The 14,836-nt window shown below is 66.0% G+C and carries 15 protein-coding genes and 1 riboswitch; of the genes, 11 read left to right on the top strand and 4 right to left on the bottom strand.

Annotated elements, in window-relative coordinates; genetic code table 11:
- The first annotated feature begins 54 nt into the window (after nt 1-54).
- A riboswitch (cyclic di-AMP (ydaO/yuaA leader) is annotated at nt 55-241 on the top strand.
- 3 nt (nt 242-244) lie between these two features.
- Nucleotides 245-1,108, top strand: a complete 864-nt coding sequence (locus tag BLS52_RS18765; protein ID WP_245702660.1) for a M23 family metallopeptidase — start codon at nt 245-247, stop codon at nt 1,106-1,108.
- Nucleotides 1,109-1,117: 9 nt separating this feature from the next.
- Here BLS52_RS18765 and BLS52_RS03005 read toward each other — a convergent pair whose 3' ends face one another.
- The gene (locus tag BLS52_RS03005) at nt 1,118-2,116 is read right to left on the bottom strand and encodes a diacylglycerol/lipid kinase family protein (RefSeq protein WP_090584421.1); all 999 of its coding nucleotides are present in this window, start codon (nt 2,114-2,116) and stop codon (nt 1,118-1,120) included.
- A gap of 114 nt (nt 2,117-2,230) precedes the next feature.
- Between BLS52_RS03005 and BLS52_RS03000 the strand changes: the two genes are divergently transcribed.
- The 10 genes from BLS52_RS03000 to BLS52_RS02955 all read left to right on the top strand — a co-directional run bounded on the left by BLS52_RS03000 (nt 2,231) and on the right by BLS52_RS02955 (nt 10,718).
- Nucleotides 2,231-2,473 carry a hypothetical protein gene (locus BLS52_RS03000; protein WP_090584420.1) on the top strand — a complete coding sequence of 81 codons (243 nt, stop codon included), beginning with the start codon at nt 2,231-2,233 and terminating at the stop codon, nt 2,471-2,473.
- Complete coding sequence (locus BLS52_RS02995) at nt 2,470-3,264, top strand: SGNH/GDSL hydrolase family protein (RefSeq protein WP_090584419.1); 795 nt, start codon at nt 2,470-2,472, stop codon at nt 3,262-3,264. Before BLS52_RS03000 ends, BLS52_RS02995 begins: the two co-directional genes overlap by 4 nt.
- A gap of 28 nt (nt 3,265-3,292) precedes the next feature.
- Complete coding sequence (locus BLS52_RS02990; protein ID WP_026545365.1) at nt 3,293-3,790, top strand: MarR family winged helix-turn-helix transcriptional regulator; 498 nt, start codon at nt 3,293-3,295, stop codon at nt 3,788-3,790.
- A complete protein-coding gene (locus BLS52_RS02985) occupies nt 3,787-4,914 on the top strand; it encodes a glucose-1-phosphate adenylyltransferase family protein (RefSeq protein WP_090584418.1) in 1,128 nt (375 codons plus the stop codon). The genes BLS52_RS02990 and BLS52_RS02985 overlap by 4 nt, the downstream gene beginning before the upstream one ends.
- Nucleotides 4,915-5,179: 265 nt before the next feature.
- Nucleotides 5,180-5,416, top strand: a complete 237-nt coding sequence (rpmB, locus tag BLS52_RS02980) for a 50S ribosomal protein L28 (protein WP_026545364.1) — start codon at nt 5,180-5,182, stop codon at nt 5,414-5,416.
- Complete coding sequence (gene rpmG / locus BLS52_RS02975; protein WP_019481734.1) at nt 5,416-5,583, top strand: 50S ribosomal protein L33; 168 nt, start codon at nt 5,416-5,418, stop codon at nt 5,581-5,583. Before rpmB ends, rpmG begins: the two co-directional genes overlap by 1 nt.
- A 4-nt stretch (nt 5,584-5,587) precedes the next feature.
- Nucleotides 5,588-5,893 carry a 30S ribosomal protein S14 gene (rpsN, locus tag BLS52_RS02970; protein ID WP_026545363.1) on the top strand — a complete coding sequence of 102 codons (306 nt, stop codon included), beginning with the start codon at nt 5,588-5,590 and terminating at the stop codon, nt 5,891-5,893.
- Between the two features lie 247 nt (nt 5,894-6,140).
- Entirely contained in the window at nt 6,141-6,431 is a 291-nt protein-coding gene (locus tag BLS52_RS02965; protein ID WP_026545362.1) for an HU family DNA-binding protein, read from the top strand.
- Nucleotides 6,432-6,567: 136 nt separating this feature from the next.
- Nucleotides 6,568-8,712, top strand: a complete 2,145-nt coding sequence (locus tag BLS52_RS02960) for a bifunctional copper resistance protein CopD/cytochrome c oxidase assembly protein (RefSeq protein ID WP_090584417.1) — start codon at nt 6,568-6,570, stop codon at nt 8,710-8,712.
- Entirely contained in the window at nt 8,709-10,718 is a 2,010-nt protein-coding gene (locus BLS52_RS02955) for an NHL domain-containing thioredoxin family protein (RefSeq protein WP_090584416.1), read from the top strand. Before BLS52_RS02960 ends, BLS52_RS02955 begins: the two co-directional genes overlap by 4 nt.
- Before the next feature lie 2 nt (nt 10,719-10,720).
- Here the strand turns inward: BLS52_RS02955 and BLS52_RS02950 are convergent, their stop codons facing one another.
- Genes BLS52_RS02950 through BLS52_RS02940 form a run of 3 tightly spaced genes read right to left on the bottom strand, consistent with a single transcriptional unit; the run spans nt 10,721 to nt 14,813 of the window.
- Nucleotides 10,721-11,704: a hypothetical protein gene (locus BLS52_RS02950; RefSeq protein WP_245702659.1), complete on the bottom strand. Its 984-nt coding sequence runs from the start codon at nt 11,702-11,704 to the stop codon at nt 10,721-10,723.
- A 31-nt stretch (nt 11,705-11,735) separates the two neighbouring features.
- On the bottom strand, nt 11,736-13,487 hold the full coding sequence (locus BLS52_RS02945; protein ID WP_090584415.1) for a helicase HerA-like domain-containing protein: 1,752 nt from the start codon (nt 13,485-13,487) through the stop codon (nt 11,736-11,738).
- 21 nt (nt 13,488-13,508) lie between these two features.
- Nucleotides 13,509-14,813, bottom strand: coding sequence for an ABC transporter ATP-binding protein (locus BLS52_RS02940; RefSeq protein ID WP_090584414.1), 1,305 nt, complete (start codon nt 14,811-14,813; stop codon nt 13,509-13,511).
- Nucleotides 14,814-14,836 lie beyond the last annotated feature (23 nt).

Below are 14,836 nucleotides of genomic sequence, written 5' to 3'. Positions count from 1 at the left end.
GCCGTAGCGTTGAACCCGGTCATTCGTACCGTGACCGCCGGTCTGTACGCTCAACCCTGTCAGCAGCCCGGCCCCGTTCTTCTTCAAAGACAGGGGCGGAGAACCCAATACCAGGCAGCGTGTCTGCCTTGGGGTGAAGCCTGCATACCTCGTCCCGCCGCCGCGGTCACTTCGAGGTCAGGCCGAGTCAACTCTTGCTCGAACCCGACAGCTAACTTCGCCGGCGTAAAAGAGAGGCACCCCCTTGTCCCAGCACGCCCACGCGCCCACATCCTCCCCCCACCGGCCGTCAACCGGTGCCGAAAACCGGACCCGCAGCGCAGCACGGCGCCGCGACCGCTTCCACCGCCGCGTCCGCACCCTGCTGCTCACGGGCGGAGCGCTCACCGCTGCAGCCGGCGTCGCGCTGACCGCCGTGGCGGGGAACCCCACCCTCACGCAGGCCGGACTCGTGACTCCGAACGCCACCCAGGGCGTCACCGTGCCCGAGGACGCAGCAGTGGACTTCAGCCGCGAACCGATTGCACCGTCGTCGCAGGGGAGTACCCAGGGCGGCACACCGGCCACCGAGGAAACGAAGGTTTCAACCCTTTCCAGCGGAAAGCCCGACGTCGCGGCAGCGCCGGCCAGGGAGCCGGTGGAGCGCGACCGGGAGCCGGAGAAGCCGGCCGAGGAGCCCGCCGAGCCCGCAAAGCCGGTGGAGAAGCCCGTCGAGGAGCCGTTGCTCGGCCCGCCGCTGACCGAGCTTTCGGTGGCTTCCCCCTACGGGAACCGGGTCAATCCAATGGGCGGGTACGGCCAGGAACTGCACACCGGAACGGATTACTCCGGGGCCTGCGGTACGCCGGTCCTCGCCTCAAGCGCAGGGACGGTCACCGAGTCCGGCTGGCACCCCTATGGCGGGGGGCAGCGCATTGTCATCGACCACGGCGGCGGACTGAAGACCACCTACAACCACCTGAGTTCGCTGGGAATCCCGGTGGGCGGGAAGGTCGAGCGGGGCCAGACCATCGGCGCGGTGGGCACCACCGGCAACTCCACAGGCTGCCACCTGCACTTCGAAGTGGTTGTCGATGACCTGACCGTGGACCCGAGCGGCTACCTCTGAGTCCGGGGCTTACGGCTCCGGGTCGGTGAGGATCGCCGGATCCTTGCGCCCGTAGGGCATCCGAACCTTCAGCGAGTTGGGTTCAACCCTGAACGCCATGTGCGTGCCCTCGCCGAGGGCGTCGCCGTCCAGCTCGATCTCCAGCGGAGTGTCCGACTCCACTTCCGCCGTCTTGCATTGGTAGTACTCCACTGACGGGTCCTTGCCCTTGCCCCGTGCAAGGAGCTTCGCGACAACGGCGAACCATCCCAGCTTGCCGCTCGGTGCGATGGTCATGATGTCCAGGAGGCCGTCGTTGAGCCTGGCGCCCGGAAAAATCTCCAGGCCGCCCATGATTTTTCCGCAGTTGCCGCCCATGACGCTGCGCAGTCGGCGGGTGACCCGCTTGCCGCCGTCGATCGAGAGGTGCACCTTCGCCGGCTTGCCGGGAAGGTTGCGGATACCGGCGTCCACGTAGGCGAGCCAGCCCACCTTGTCCTTGAGGTCATCGCGGGTGTCCGCCATGACCGAGGCATCGAATCCGAGCCCGGCCATCACCAGGAATACGTGCGCATCCTGGGCCCGGTCCACGTTCACATGCACAACATCAATGAGCCGCTCGGTGCCTCCAAGGGCCGCCTCGACCGCGCCGCGCGGATCATCGACGTCGATATCCAGGTTGCGGGCCAGCAGGTTGCCGGTGCCCAGCGGCAGGAGGCCGAGTGCGGTGCCGGTGCCCGCCAGCTCCTCGGCCACGCAGCGCACTGTGCCGTCGCCCCCGGCAGCGATCACGACGTCGACGCCGGCCTTGAGCGCCTTCTGAGTCTGTCCGTGCCCCGGATCATCCTTGGAGGTCTCCAGGAAAAGCGGCTCCTGCCAGCCCTGCTCGAGGCTCAATTCCGTGACGATTGCGCGGATGTCCTCCTCGGTGGGCTTGACTGGGTTGAGGATCAGGGCCGCACGCCTGGTGCGCGCATCCGGCTGCGTTTCGACCTGCGGTTCAGACTCGGTGTCCTGCAATGAAGCCATGTGTGTACTCCTGACGAGAGCGGTTCGTCATCGAGCTTAGCGTCTGGGTCCCGTGGGGCGTGCGCAGGAATTGCACCGCAACTATGCTGGGTGGTCGAACCACAAGGAGGAGCCATGACCGAGGACCAGCCCAACGCACCGGAGGGGCGCGGCGAAACGAAGGACCCGAGCGAGGGCAACCCGTTCGGCGGATCGCCGACGTTCCCTGACCCGTCCGGCGTACGTCCCACCGGAAATGCCACCGGCTTCAACGGCACCTACACGGAAACCGAACATCACACGCAGCATGAATATGATGCGGAGCACCAGCGCGGCGGCACGCCCCCGGAAACCTCCGAGGAGGAGCAGGCGGATTGAGCAGCCGGTACACCCATCGTTATGTCGCCCTCGGCGACTCCTTTACCGAGGGCGTAGGTGACTGGGACCAGCGCAGCCCCAACGGTGTCCGCGGCTGGGCTGACCGCGTCGCGGAGCAGCTGGTTCTCGCCGATCCTTCCTGGGGCTATGCGAACCTTGCCATCCGCGGCCGCAAGATGCGGCAGATCCTGGGTGAGCAGGTGGACGCGGCGCTCGCGCTCCAGCCGACCCTTGTCACCATCTATGCAGGGGCGAATGACATCCTGCGTCCCTCCATTGATCTTGATGAACTGCTGGCGGAGTACGACGCCGGAATCGCCCGCCTGCGCGCCGGCGGTGCCGCCGTGGTGCTGTTCACCGGATTCGATTCGGTGAAGTCGGCAGTCTTCGGCAAGACCCGCGGGCGTACCGCTATCTACAACGAGCTGGTCCGCGAAATCGTGGACCGCCACGACGCCGAGCTGGTCGACTACTGGCGGATGCGCGAATTCCAGAACTGGGGTTACTGGGACGTGGACCGCATGCACATGGCAGCTTCCGGACACACGCTCATGGCGGTGAAGGTGCTGGAAGTCCTGAAGTCGGCGCACAGCATCGAGGTGCCGGAACTTGAGGCCCGCCCGGCACTTTCCCGGCTGACGCAGCTGCGCAAGGATGCCCTCTGGGCCCGCGAGTACCTCGGACCATGGGTGGGCAGGCGGCTGCGCGGGCAGTCCTCCGGAGACGCACTGCCGGTGAAGTATCCCGAGCTGACACATCCGGTGTGGACGCGGCAGGCAACATCCCCGTGACGGCCGCGGTTCTGCAAGAATGATTCGCATGACTGGCACGCGATGGCTGAATCCTGCTCAGAGGCAAGCGTGGCTGGCTCTCTACGCGGTGGCAACGATGCTCCCGGGCGCCCTCGACGCCGAGCTCAACCGGCGGGCCAGGATCACCCTGTTCGACTACCACGTGCTCGCGATGCTCTCCGAGGCTGATGACCGCACCCTCCCCATGAGCGAGCTGGCCGGCCGCTCCAATGCTTCACTGTCCAGGCTCAGCCATGTGGTCACCAAACTTGAGTCCCGCGGTTGGGTACAGCGGAGCCAGAGCACCCGCGACCTTCGCGTCACCACGGCGTCCATCACGGTGGAGGGCCTGGACAACCTGCAGGATCTGGCGGTGGAACACGTGGAACATGTCCGTCGGCTGGTTTTCGACGGGCTCGATGAGCGGGATGTTGCCGACCTGGAAAGGGTGGGCAAGAAAATCCTCGCCCGGCTCGATGAAACGCACTGGATCCTGAAGCAGTCCCAGCCGGTGGCGTCGGCGTGACCGAACCGTCCATTCTGGCGGTGATCCTGGCCGGCGGCACCGGCGGGCGGCTCGGGGCGCTCACGGACAGCAAGGCCAAGCCGGTGGTGCCGGTGGGCGGAACGTACCGGCTCATCGACATTCCGCTGTCCAACCTGCACCACAGCCATATTTCGGACGTCTGGGTGGTGGAGCAGTACCAGCCGAAATCGATCAACGACCACCTGGCGAACGGCCGGCCCTGGGACCTCGACCGCACCAACGGCGGTCTGCGGGTCCTGCCGCCCTTCCAGGGGGAGCACGGTGCAGGATTTGCCGCCGGAAACGCCGATGGTCTGTACCGGCAGGCGGAATTCATCCGCGAATTCGACCCCGAGCTGGTGCTGGTGCTCAGTGCCGATCATCTGTACCGCCTGGACTACCGGGATGTGGTCAGCACCCACCGGAAAGCAGGGGCGGCACTGACCATGGTGACGGTGGAGTACGACGGCGATGCCTCCCAGCATGGCGTAGTCGAGTCCGAGCGCGGCCTGGTTACAGGCTTCCAGTACAAGCCCGAGGACCCGCGCAGCAGCGTGGTGGCGGCGGAGATCTTCCTGTATTCGACAGACGTGCTGCTGGACACGCTCGCGTATCTGCACGAGCGCGACGGCGAGCTGCAGGACTACGGCGACCAGCTCATTCCGCACCTCGTGGAGAACGGGACGGTCGCTGACCACCGGCTGGACTCCTACTGGCTGGACCTCGGCACCCCCGAGAACTACCACCGCGCACACATGGACCTGCTGTCGGGTGCCGGTCTGGCCTTCGACGATCCGGCCTGGCCGATTCTCAGCGCCAGCCCGCGCCGCCTGCCTGCCTTTGTTGCTGACTCCGCAAGGGTGGCGAGCAGCCTGCTCTCGCCGGGCGCACGCATCGCGGGCGCCGTCACCAACAGCGTGATCGGACCGGACGTGGTCGTGGAGGAGGGGGCCGTCGTCGAACATTCAGTGGTGCTGGACCGGGCCCGCATCCCGGCCGGTGCGGTGCTGCGCTCGGTGATTGTCGACGCCGACGCGCAGCTGGATCCCGGCGCGGCGATCGGTGAGGCCGGCAGCGTGACGGTTGTCGACGCCAACGGTAAGGCCACGCACCCAAGCGGGTGAGGCGGCGGCTGAGACCGGCCGCGATTGGTCTTAAAGCCGCCTCCCTCCTAGAATGGAAAGGCATCAGTTGGCGGAGCGTGCGCAATTGCTCCGGTTTTCGGGAGTTTATCTCGCCCGAGGGCCGGTAGTTAGGGGCTCAGGTTGCGCTCACATCGCGAACACCGCAGATGGCCGTTGTAGCCGTCAGGACGGTGACGCCGCTGAAGCATTCCATGGCAGGTAGCACTGTCTGTTACCTGTTTTATTCAATCTTTGGAGGATCATCATGGCAGCTCACTGCCAAGTGACTGGGGCCGAGCCGGGCTTCGGGCACAGTATTTCGCACTCGCACCGCCGCACCAAGCGCAGGTTCGACCCGAACATTCAGAAGAAGCGCTACTGGGTTCCGTCCCTGCGCCGTAACGTAACGCTGCAGGTTTCCGCCCGCGGCATCAAGACCATCGACGTGCGCGGTATTGACGCCGTCGTCGCTGAAATCCAGGCGCGGGGAGTGAAGCTCTAATGGCAAAGGACAAAGACGTACGTCCGATCATCAAGCTGAAGTCCACGGCAGGCACCGGGTACACCTACGTGACCCGCAAGAACCGCCGTAATGACCCGGACCGTATGGTTCTGATGAAGTACGACCCCAAGATCCGCAAGCACGTCGAATTCCGAGAGGAGCGCTAAACACATGGCTAAGAAGTCAAAGATTGCTCGCAACGAGCAGCGCAAGGTCATTGTTGAGCGCTACGCGGCCAAGCGCCTCGAGCTCAAGAAGACGCTGGTTGATGAAAACGCAACCGACGAGGCACGCGAGGCTGCACGCCTCGGCCTCCAGAAGCTGCCCCGCAACGCGTCGCCGGTCCGCCTGCGCAACCGCGACCAGATCGACGGGCGCCCCCGCGGCACCCTCCAGAAGTTCGGCATCTCGCGTGTCCGCTTCCGCGACATGGCGCACCGCGGCGAACTGCCCGGCGTAACCAAGTCAAGCTGGTAGACCCGGCAGCTGGCTGAAACTGACAACAGGACGGTGGCCATACGGCCGCCGTCCTGTTGCGTTTAACGCCGTCCCGCGGGGTTTTTGGGGTCCCCGAACCCCGAAAAAGCCCTGAATTCCCCGGAAATCCGGGCAATAATGCCCGAATCTACGGGACATCCCTGTTGAAGCTGGTAGGTTTTCCTCCAGAAGCTTTGCCGGCACGGTGAAGTTCTGAATAATCCGCACAAGTCCAGGAGGACATACATTGGCTAAGAAAGAGACCAAGAACCGCAGCGAACTGGTGGCCGAGGTAGCAGCAAAGGCTGACACCAGCCAGACTGCCGTGAACAGCGTGCTGGACGCCCTGTTCGACGTTCTCGCTTCCTCTGCCAAGGACGACGTCAAGGTGACCATCCCGGGCTGGCTCGCAGTTGAGCGCACGGAGCGTGCAGCGCGCACCGGCCGCAACCCGCAGACCGGCGAGACCATCGAGATTGCAGCAGGCAGCAGCGTCAAGCTGACCGCCGGCTCCAAGCTCAAGGCTGCCGTCAAGTAGCTCAGCTGACGCAGGGACTGCCACCACGCGGTGGCAGTCCCTGCTTCGTTTAACACCCGTTCCTTTCAGCGTCCGGCCCGCTCTCACCAGTGCGGCACGTTACGTTAGTTGGCCGTTGTTCTACTGCGGGTAGACAATGGAAGGCGTGGCCACAACAACCAACCAGTCGAAGTCCGGGCGCGCCGGCGCCGCCGGGGGAACCGGGATCGGACCCGGCTGGCTGATCGCCGCGGGGGCTGCCGTCCTCGCAGCAGTGGTTCTCGCACTGGCCTTCTCCGGGGCAGCGGCTCCCCGCCAGCTGAGCGACCCGGGCGTCCTCACCCGCTGGGGCCTGCCCGTGGCCAAAGCCGCACACAACCTCTCGGTGGCCGCCGTCGTCGGCTCCCTCGTTTTCGCGGTGGTGATCCTGCCCCGCCGCGTCCGGTCCGGAACCGGCACAGGACGTGCGGCGGGAGAAGATCCGGAGGAAACGCCTGCCTTTTCCCGGGTGATGTCGCTGGCGTCCTGGGCGGCGGTAGCCTGGACGCTTTCCGCCCTTGCCGTCATGGTGCTCACCTACTCGGACGCCGCAGGCCTGCCGCTCAGCGGCGACCCCGTCTACACCCAGGGCCTGGCGTCCTACCTGACGGACTTCGACACCGGCAGGGCCTGGCTGGCCACCACCATGATTGCCGCTGTCGCCGCAACCATGACGTTCGGCGCCCGCTCGAGCCTCTGGCTTGCCCTCACGCTGGTGCTCTCACTCGGCGGTCTGCTGCCGATGGCCCTGATCGGCCACTCGGCAAGCGGCGATGACCACAACGCCGCCGTGAACTCCATCCTGCTGCACCTGGTGGGCGTCTGCCTCTGGGTCGGCGGGATCATTGTCCTGGCCGTGATCGGCGGAAAACTCGGAACCCAGACTGCGGCGGTCCTGAAGCGTTTCTCCGCCCTCGCCGGGTTTGCCTTCGCCCTCGTGTTCCTGTCCGGCATCGTCAACGCCAGCCTGCGCATCGGCAGCCTCTCCCAGCTCAGTTCCGAGTGGGGCCTGCTGGTGACCTTCAAGGCGATCGCCACAATCTTCCTCGGCGGAATCGGCCTCATGCACCGCCAGTGGGTCATCCCTCAACTGGAAACCAACCTGTCCGCCCGCCGGGTGCTCTGGCAGCTCATCGCCGTCGAACTCGCCATCATGGGGGCCGTCTCCGGGGTGGCCGTCGCGCTGGCCCGGACCGCGCCGCCGCGCCTGGAGGAACTGCAGCCCGACGCGAGTCCGGCACGCATCCTTACCGGCTATGAACTGCCTCCGGAGCCGACGCCGATGCGCTGGCTGACGGAATGGCGCCCGGACTGGCTGTGGATCGCCTTCGCCGTCACGGTCGCTGCCGCGTACATCCTCGGCATGGCCAAGCTGCACCGGCGCGGTGATTCCTGGTCGGTTCTCCGGCTGATCTCCTGGCTGACCGGACTGACCGCGCTGACATACTTCACCTCCGGGGCCCCCGCCGTCTACGGCATGGTGCTGTTCAGCGCACACATGATCGACCATATGGCGCTGACCATGGTGGTCCCGCTGTTCCTGGTCATCGGGGCGCCGGTCACACTGGCATTGAAGGCGCTGACCCCGCGCCGGGACGGCAGCAGGGGTATCCGCGAGTGGATCCTGGTGATCGTCCATTCGAAGTTCTCCGCCCTGGTCACCCACCCGCTGTTCGCTGCGGCGAACTTCGCGGGGTCGATCGTGATCTTCTACTACTCGCCGCTGTTCGGGTTCGCCCTGCGTGAGCACGTGGGGCATGAGCTCATGAACCTGCACTTCCTGCTCACCGGTTACATCTTTGTGCTGACCATGATCGGCACCGACCCCATCCCGCGGCGTGCACCCTACCCGCTGCGGCTGCTGCTCCTCTTCGCCACCATGGCCTTCCATGCGTTCTTCGGTGTGGCACTGACCGGAGGAACCTCCCTGCTGCAGGCCTCCTGGTTCGGCAACATGGGCCGGGACTGGGGCCCGTCGGCCCTCGCCGACCAGCAGATCGGCGGTGCGGTCACCTGGGGGATCGGTGAGATACCCACGCTCCTGCTCGCCATCGGCGTCGCGGTCATGTGGTCCCGCAGCGATGCCAGGGAGACCCGCCGCAAGGACCGCGCGGCGGAACGGAATAACGACGCCGAACTTTCGGCTTATAACAACATGTTCGCCTCGCTCGCGGAACGGGACCGCACCCGGTCCTCCGCCGGGCACCCCCCGCATGGCACTCGCCAAGGACAGCGCCCAACCCCACCAGGAGATCCTGAATGACCGAAACCTCGCTCCGCGTCGGCTACCGCGTCCGCGCCTCCGAACTCGTTGGACGGAACTGGCTCAACACGGGAGGGCGGCAGCTGACCCTTGAGGATCTCCGCGGGAAGATCGTCCTGCTCGACTTCTGGACGTTCTGCTGCATCAACTGCCTCCACGTGCTCGACGAGCTCCGGCCGCTTGAGGAGAAGTACTCGGATGTCTTCGTGACGGTCGGCGTCCACTCACCCAAGTTCGAGCATGAGGCCGATCCCGTGGCCCTTGCGGCGGCCGTGGAACGCTATGAAATCCACCACCCGGTGCTCGATGACCCGGAGCTGGATACCTGGCAGGCGTACACGGCCCGCGCCTGGCCCACCCTCGTGGTGATCGACCCCGAGGGCTACATCGTTGCGCACCTCTCCGGTGAGGGCCACGCCGCCGGACTGGAGTCCCTCGTCGAGGAACTCGTAGCGGAGCACGAGGCGAAGGGCACGCTGCACCGGGGGGACGGCCCCTACGTACCCGCAGAGCCCACCGCCGGGGACCTCCGCTTCCCAGGCAAGGTGCTTGCACTGCCCGCCAGCAATACCTTCCTCGTGGGCGACACCGGCCACCACCGGCTGGTGGAGCTGGAAGCCGATCTCACCACCGTGCGGCGTATCATCGGCTCCGGCACCCGCGGTTTCGCGGACGGCGGTCCTGACACAGCCCAGTTCAACGAACCGCAGGGACTGACGCTCCTTCCAGCGCAGATCGCACGGCGGGTGGGATACGACGTCGTTCTCGCCGACACGGTCAACCACCGCCTGCGCGCCCTCAGCCTGGAGACCGGGGCAGTGACCACCGTTGCCGGGAACGGTGTGCAGCGGCTGCTCGACGCCGGTAACCAGGTCAAGGCCCGCCCGGTCGAGCTGGAGGAGGTTTCCCTGGATCTCGGCGGCGACGCCGAGGACATCCCGGAGGACGCAGCACCGCGCCTGGAGGACACGTTCCTGGGCACCGACGCATTGAACATCTCCCTGTCCTCACCCTGGGACGTTATCTGGTCCACCACGCTGGAGCGGGTGGTCGTGGCCATGGCCGGCACCCACCAGATCTTCACCTTCGATCCACTGACCGGCGGCGTGGACATCCTTGCCGGCACCGGACTGGAAGGGCTGCTCGACGGCGACGCCACCGCCGCGTGGTTCGCACAGTCCTCGGGCCTGGCGGAGGACGCGCATGGGAACATCTGGGTTGCTGATTCGGAGACCTCCGCGCTGCGGGTCCTGAGCTTCGTCACGGTCAACGGCCGGAGCCGCACCCAGGTGCAGTCCGCGATCGGCACCGGCCTGTTCGACTTCGGGTTCCGCGACGGCGAGGCGGGGCAGGCACGCCTCCAGCACCCGCTGGGAGTTACGGCACTGCCGGACGGGTCGATCGCCGTCGCCGACACCTACAACGGCGCCGTCCGTCGGTACGACCCGGCGACGCGGCAGGTCTCCACCCTCATCCGCGGGCTTGCCGAGCCGTCCGACGTGCTGGTGGACCAGGCGCCGGTGGAATCAGGCGGCGAACCGCTCCTCATCGTGGTGGAGGCAAACAAGCACCAGCTGGTGCGGGTGCCCATCCCCAAGGAGGCACTTGCCGTCGATGAGGGCGCCTCGCAGACGCAGCGGCCCAAGACCACCGTCGCAGCCGGCGGGTTCGGTGTCACCGTCAGGTTCAGTGCGCCGAAGGGGCAGAAGCTGGACGACCGCTGGGGCGATCCCACGCAGCTGAAGATCTCCTCCTCGCCGGAGGCGCTGCTCGTCTCCGGTGGAGGCACCGGCGTAGGGCTGCAGCGCCGGCTGGTGCTCTCCGACGAGGTTCCCGAGGGCGTCCTGCACATCACCGCGCGCGCGGCGGCCTGCGACGGCGAACCGGGCGGAGAGATCCCGGACCATGCGGCCTGCCACCTGTACCAGCAGGACTGGGGGATCCCGGTCATCCTCAACGCGGACGGGGAGACCGAACTGATCCTCGACCTGCGCGGTCTGGACTAGCCCTAGTACTCCACCACGGGGGTGACCGTGATGCCTTCTTCGGTCACGGCGAGGCGGGCGGTGAAACCGAACTCCTGCGGGACGCTGACAGGCTCGATGATTCCCGTGAACAGGTCCTGCAGCCGGGTCTCCAGGAGAACGGTGCCTGTGAGCGGTGAGATGATCCAGTCGCCGTTGAACGGTTCGATGCGGACTTCCGGGTACTCCGTGATGGACCAGTCGATCGGTCCGGCCACCCGGTTCTCCGTCTCGAACCCGAAGGGACAATTGGCGGGCTGGAACACGGTCTGTTCCGCACACCTGTCGAGGAAGGTCTTGAGCTGTGCGGCCACCGCGTCACTCAGGGCGGGAGTGGCGGCGGTGGCGAGGTTGATCCGGGTGGGCGCCTGCCGGCGGTCCGTCACCGCAGCGGTCTGGGCTGGCGCCGCGAAGTACTCGCTCGTGTAGTGGGCTTCCACCTCCGCCGGGTAGAAAACGGCGAAGCGGTTGCGTCCTTCCGGCATCAGGACACGGGTGCCGTTGAGCGTCGCCTCGTTCTGGTTGATCACAGAGACTTCCAGGGTGGGCAAAGCGGACGGCACAAATTCCCACCGGTTGAAAAAAAGCCACTCGGTGCCGGTCCTCTCGAGGAGGAACGCCGTGGTGTGTTGGGTATCGGCGATGGTGTAGGAGACATCCACCTCAACCCGGTTGTCCCCTGCCGGCCGGGGCGTGCCGACCTCGACATTCTCTACTCCGCGTGTGGCCCGCTGCAGCGCAGGGCCGTCGAGGAGCGCGGCGTTGGCGTCCGGAACGGTGGCGTTCAGCAGCCCCAGCGCCCGTTCTCCCTCACCCTGGCGCAGCGCCTCAAGGTAACTTTCCACCTGCTGGTGAGGGCCGTAGACGTGGGTGTTGACCAGCGTCACGGTAGTGATTGCAGCCGCCACCGCGAGCATGAGCCCGCCCAGCCAGGCGGCCAGGACTCGGATCAGGCGGGACGAATTCACCCTCTTACGTTACCCAATGACCGTGCCGGACCTACCAACGACGACGACGGCGCCTCCGTTGCGTCCCGAAAAGACCCCGGACCAGCTCAACACCGATGGTCCCGGCAGCCTTGAGGGCAAAGTCCATCATTTCATTCCTGTCCGGCTGATTCCCGTCGGGCTGATTCCTGTCGGGCTGATTCCCGCCGGTGCGGGGAGCCGGAGGCGGGTTTGTCCCGGAGTCAGGCGCGGGCTGCTCCCTGCGTGCACTGGGCGGACGGTTGCTGGGCCGGCCGAGGATTTCCTCCTCGATACGGCGTGCATCGGCGTCGATCTCGGCCTGGGTGGGAAGCCGCCCTGCAGCGGGAGGTTCGTCCGCAGTGGATGGGGGAGCCGCCGTCGTCGTTGTTGGAGTTTCTGCTTCCGCCTGTCCGGAGAGTTTCTCGAAGGCGGAGTGGCTGTCGATGGGGGTTCCGTAGTCCGCGAGGAGTGGAGAACTCTTCACGATGTCCTCGACGACGCCGGCAGGAGACGGTCCCATGGTGGACTGCGGGGAGAACATGCGGGTCCAGGCGACGGGAGTGGGGGCGCCCTTCTCGTTCATGACGGTGACGACGGCCTCGCCGATGCCGGCCGTGGTGAGGACCTCCTCGAGGTCGTAGGGGCTGATGGGGAAGGTGGAGACGGTCGACTTCAGCGCTTTGGCATCATCCGGGGTGAAGGCGCGCAGCGCGTGCTGGACGCGGTTCGCGAGCTGGCCGAGGACCTCCGCGGGAACGTCACGGGGGGTCTGGGTGACAAAGAAGATGCCGACGCCCTTGGAACGGATCAGCCGGACGGTGGTCTGGATGGACTGCAGGAACGCCTTCGATGCGCCATTGAACAGCAGGTGCGCTTCGTCGAGGAAGAACACGAGTTTCGGTTTGTCGAGATCGCCGACCTCGGGCAGGTCTGCGAAAAGATCGGCGACCAGCCACATGAGGAAGGTCGAAAACAGCTGTGGCTTCTGCTGGAGCGTGGGAAGTTCGAGGCAGTTGATGATGCCGCGGCCGTCAGCACCGGTACGCAGCAGATCCCCGGTGTCGAATTCGGGTTCGCCGAAGAACCGGTCCATGCCCTGCGCCTCGAGGGTGATGAGCTCGCGGAGAATCACGCCGGCGGTTGCTTTCGACAGGCCGCCGAGCTGTTCGAGCGCGTCCTTGCCCTCATCGGAGACCAGGAAGGTGATCACAGCCCGGAGGTCTGCGAGGTTGAACAGTTCCAGGCCGGCCTTGTCCGCGTAGTGGAACACCAGTTGCAGGCTGGACTCCTGGGTCTCGTTGAGATCCAGCACCCGGGCCAGGAGCAGCGGACCGAAATCGGAGATGGTCGCCCGGATGGGTACCCCCACGCCGTCGCCGCCGAGCGAGAAGTACTCCACCGGGAAGCTCGCCGCAGACCAGGACTGGCCTACGGACTGTGTGCGTTTGAGGAGCTTCTCTGCGCCCGCTCCGGGCGTGGACAGTCCGGTGAGGTCACCCTTGATGTCGGCAAGGAACACAGGCACCCCGCCGATGCTCAGTTGCTCGGCGAGGACCTGGAGCGTGATGGTCTTCCCGGTTCCGGTTGCCCCCGAGACGAGGCCATGACGGTTCATCATGGCCAGCGGCAGGCGCACGGCAGCCTCGGGATGGACGGTGCCGCCCACCACCGCGGCTCCCAGCTGGATGGAAGGTTCCTCGAAGGTGTACCCGGCCGTGATCAGGGAAATGTGATCGGCCGATGTTGTCTCAGCGTCTGCTGCGTCTTTGCTCGCCATAGCCATCAGCGTACAACCCGGTCACCGTCAGCTTGCTGCCGCGTGGCTCCCTCCTGAGCCGGCCGAGCCGGTACCCGATTCCATGTCGCGGTCGGCCGCATGTGCGCTGGCGATTTCCTCGGCACGTTCCTGGCTGGCCTCAGCGGTGAGCGCAGCGCCGGCTTCGGCATCACGGGTGAGGTTCTCGCCTGTCTCGGGATCGAAGAGGTGCAGCTTGCGGGTATCCAGCCAGATCTCCGATTCGCGGCCACCGCGGATGCGGCTGACGGCATCAAGGGTCACCACAACCTGCGGCCGCAACTCATCAGCGTCCATGTCCCGGGCAAGGTTGTCGAGCAGTTCGCGGACCTCCGGGGCGGGATCGAAGTTGATGTACCCGTACTGTTCGTTCCCCAGCCACTCCGTGTGGGTCAGGGTTGCCTTGAACGTTGAGCCGTGGGGCTTCTTGGCGTCATCGACGAGCTTGGCGTCTTCGAAGAATTCCGGGCGGACACCGACCAGGACAATCTTCCGGCCTTCCGCCTTTGCCGCTTTCTCGGCGGGGACGTCCAGCGCCCCAAGGGAGGTCTGGAGCTTCCCGTTCTCGATTGTGGCCGGAAGAAAGTTCATCGACGGGCTCCCGATGAACCCGGCAACAAAAAGGTTGACCGGCTGTTCATACAACTCCCGCGGCGATGCGATCTGCTGCAGTTCGCCCTTCTTCAGAACTGCCACCCGGTCGCCGAGCGTCATGGCCTCGGTCTGGTCATGGGTCACGTACACCGACGTGGTTCCCAGCCGCCGCTGCATCTGGGAGATCTCCGAGCGCATCTGCCCGCGCAGCTTCGCGTCGAGGTTGGACAGCGGCTCGTCGAACAGGAAGGCATCCGCCTGACGCACGATCGCCCGCCCCATCGCCACGCGCTGCCGCTGGCCGCCGGAGAGATTGGCCGGCTTGCGCTGCAGGTGGTCTGTCAGTTCCAGGGTGGCGGCCGCCCCGTTGACGAGGCGCTGCACTTCCTCCTCGCTGTGCCTGCCCTTGGCCAGACGCAGCGGGAAGGCGATGTTCTCGAAGACCGTCAGGTGCGGGTACAGCGCATAGTTCTGGAAGACCATCGCGAGGTTTCTCTCTCGCGGCGCCTTGGAGTTCACCCGCTCGTCATTGATGTAGAGATCACCGGACGTGATGTCCTCGAGCCCCACGATCATGCGCAGCAGGGTGGACTTGCCGCAGCCCGAGGGGCCCACCAGGATGATGAACTCGCCGTCCTCGATGTCGATGCTGATGTCATTGACGGCGGGAAACCCATCCCCGTACTTCTTGACGAGATTCTTCAGCGTGATAGAAGCCATGTTCTGGATCCTCTTCCTTCGGT

The sequence above is a fragment of the Arthrobacter subterraneus genome, assembly GCF_900099735.1.
In the GTDB taxonomy this organism is placed as follows: Bacteria; Actinomycetota; Actinomycetes; order Actinomycetales; family Micrococcaceae; genus Arthrobacter_D; species Arthrobacter_D subterraneus.
The sequence above is the reverse complement of the archived record's forward strand: the minus strand, read 5'-3'. Positions and strand labels throughout refer to the sequence as shown.

What these genes read in the sequence shown, in the direction of transcription:
- BLS52_RS02960 (WP_090584417.1), top strand. Translation starts at nt 6,568, where the DNA reads ATGGAAGGCGTGGCCACAACAACCAACCAGTCGAAGTCCGGGCGCGCC.
- BLS52_RS03005 (WP_090584421.1), bottom strand. Translation starts at nt 2,116, where the DNA reads ATGGCTTCATTGCAGGACACCGAGTCTGAACCGCAGGTCGAAACGCAG.
- rpmG (WP_019481734.1), top strand. Translation starts at nt 5,416, where the DNA reads ATGGCAAAGGACAAAGACGTACGTCCGATCATCAAGCTGAAGTCCACG.
- rpmB (WP_026545364.1), top strand. Translation starts at nt 5,180, where the DNA reads ATGGCAGCTCACTGCCAAGTGACTGGGGCCGAGCCGGGCTTCGGGCAC.
- BLS52_RS02990 (WP_026545365.1), top strand. Translation starts at nt 3,293, where the DNA reads ATGACTGGCACGCGATGGCTGAATCCTGCTCAGAGGCAAGCGTGGCTG.
- BLS52_RS02945 (WP_090584415.1), bottom strand. Translation starts at nt 13,487, where the DNA reads ATGGCTATGGCGAGCAAAGACGCAGCAGACGCTGAGACAACATCGGCC.
- BLS52_RS02955 (WP_090584416.1), top strand. Translation starts at nt 8,709, where the DNA reads ATGACCGAAACCTCGCTCCGCGTCGGCTACCGCGTCCGCGCCTCCGAA.
- BLS52_RS03000 (WP_090584420.1), top strand. Translation starts at nt 2,231, where the DNA reads ATGACCGAGGACCAGCCCAACGCACCGGAGGGGCGCGGCGAAACGAAG.
- rpsN (WP_026545363.1), top strand. Translation starts at nt 5,588, where the DNA reads ATGGCTAAGAAGTCAAAGATTGCTCGCAACGAGCAGCGCAAGGTCATT.
- BLS52_RS02940 (WP_090584414.1), bottom strand. Translation starts at nt 14,813, where the DNA reads ATGGCTTCTATCACGCTGAAGAATCTCGTCAAGAAGTACGGGGATGGG.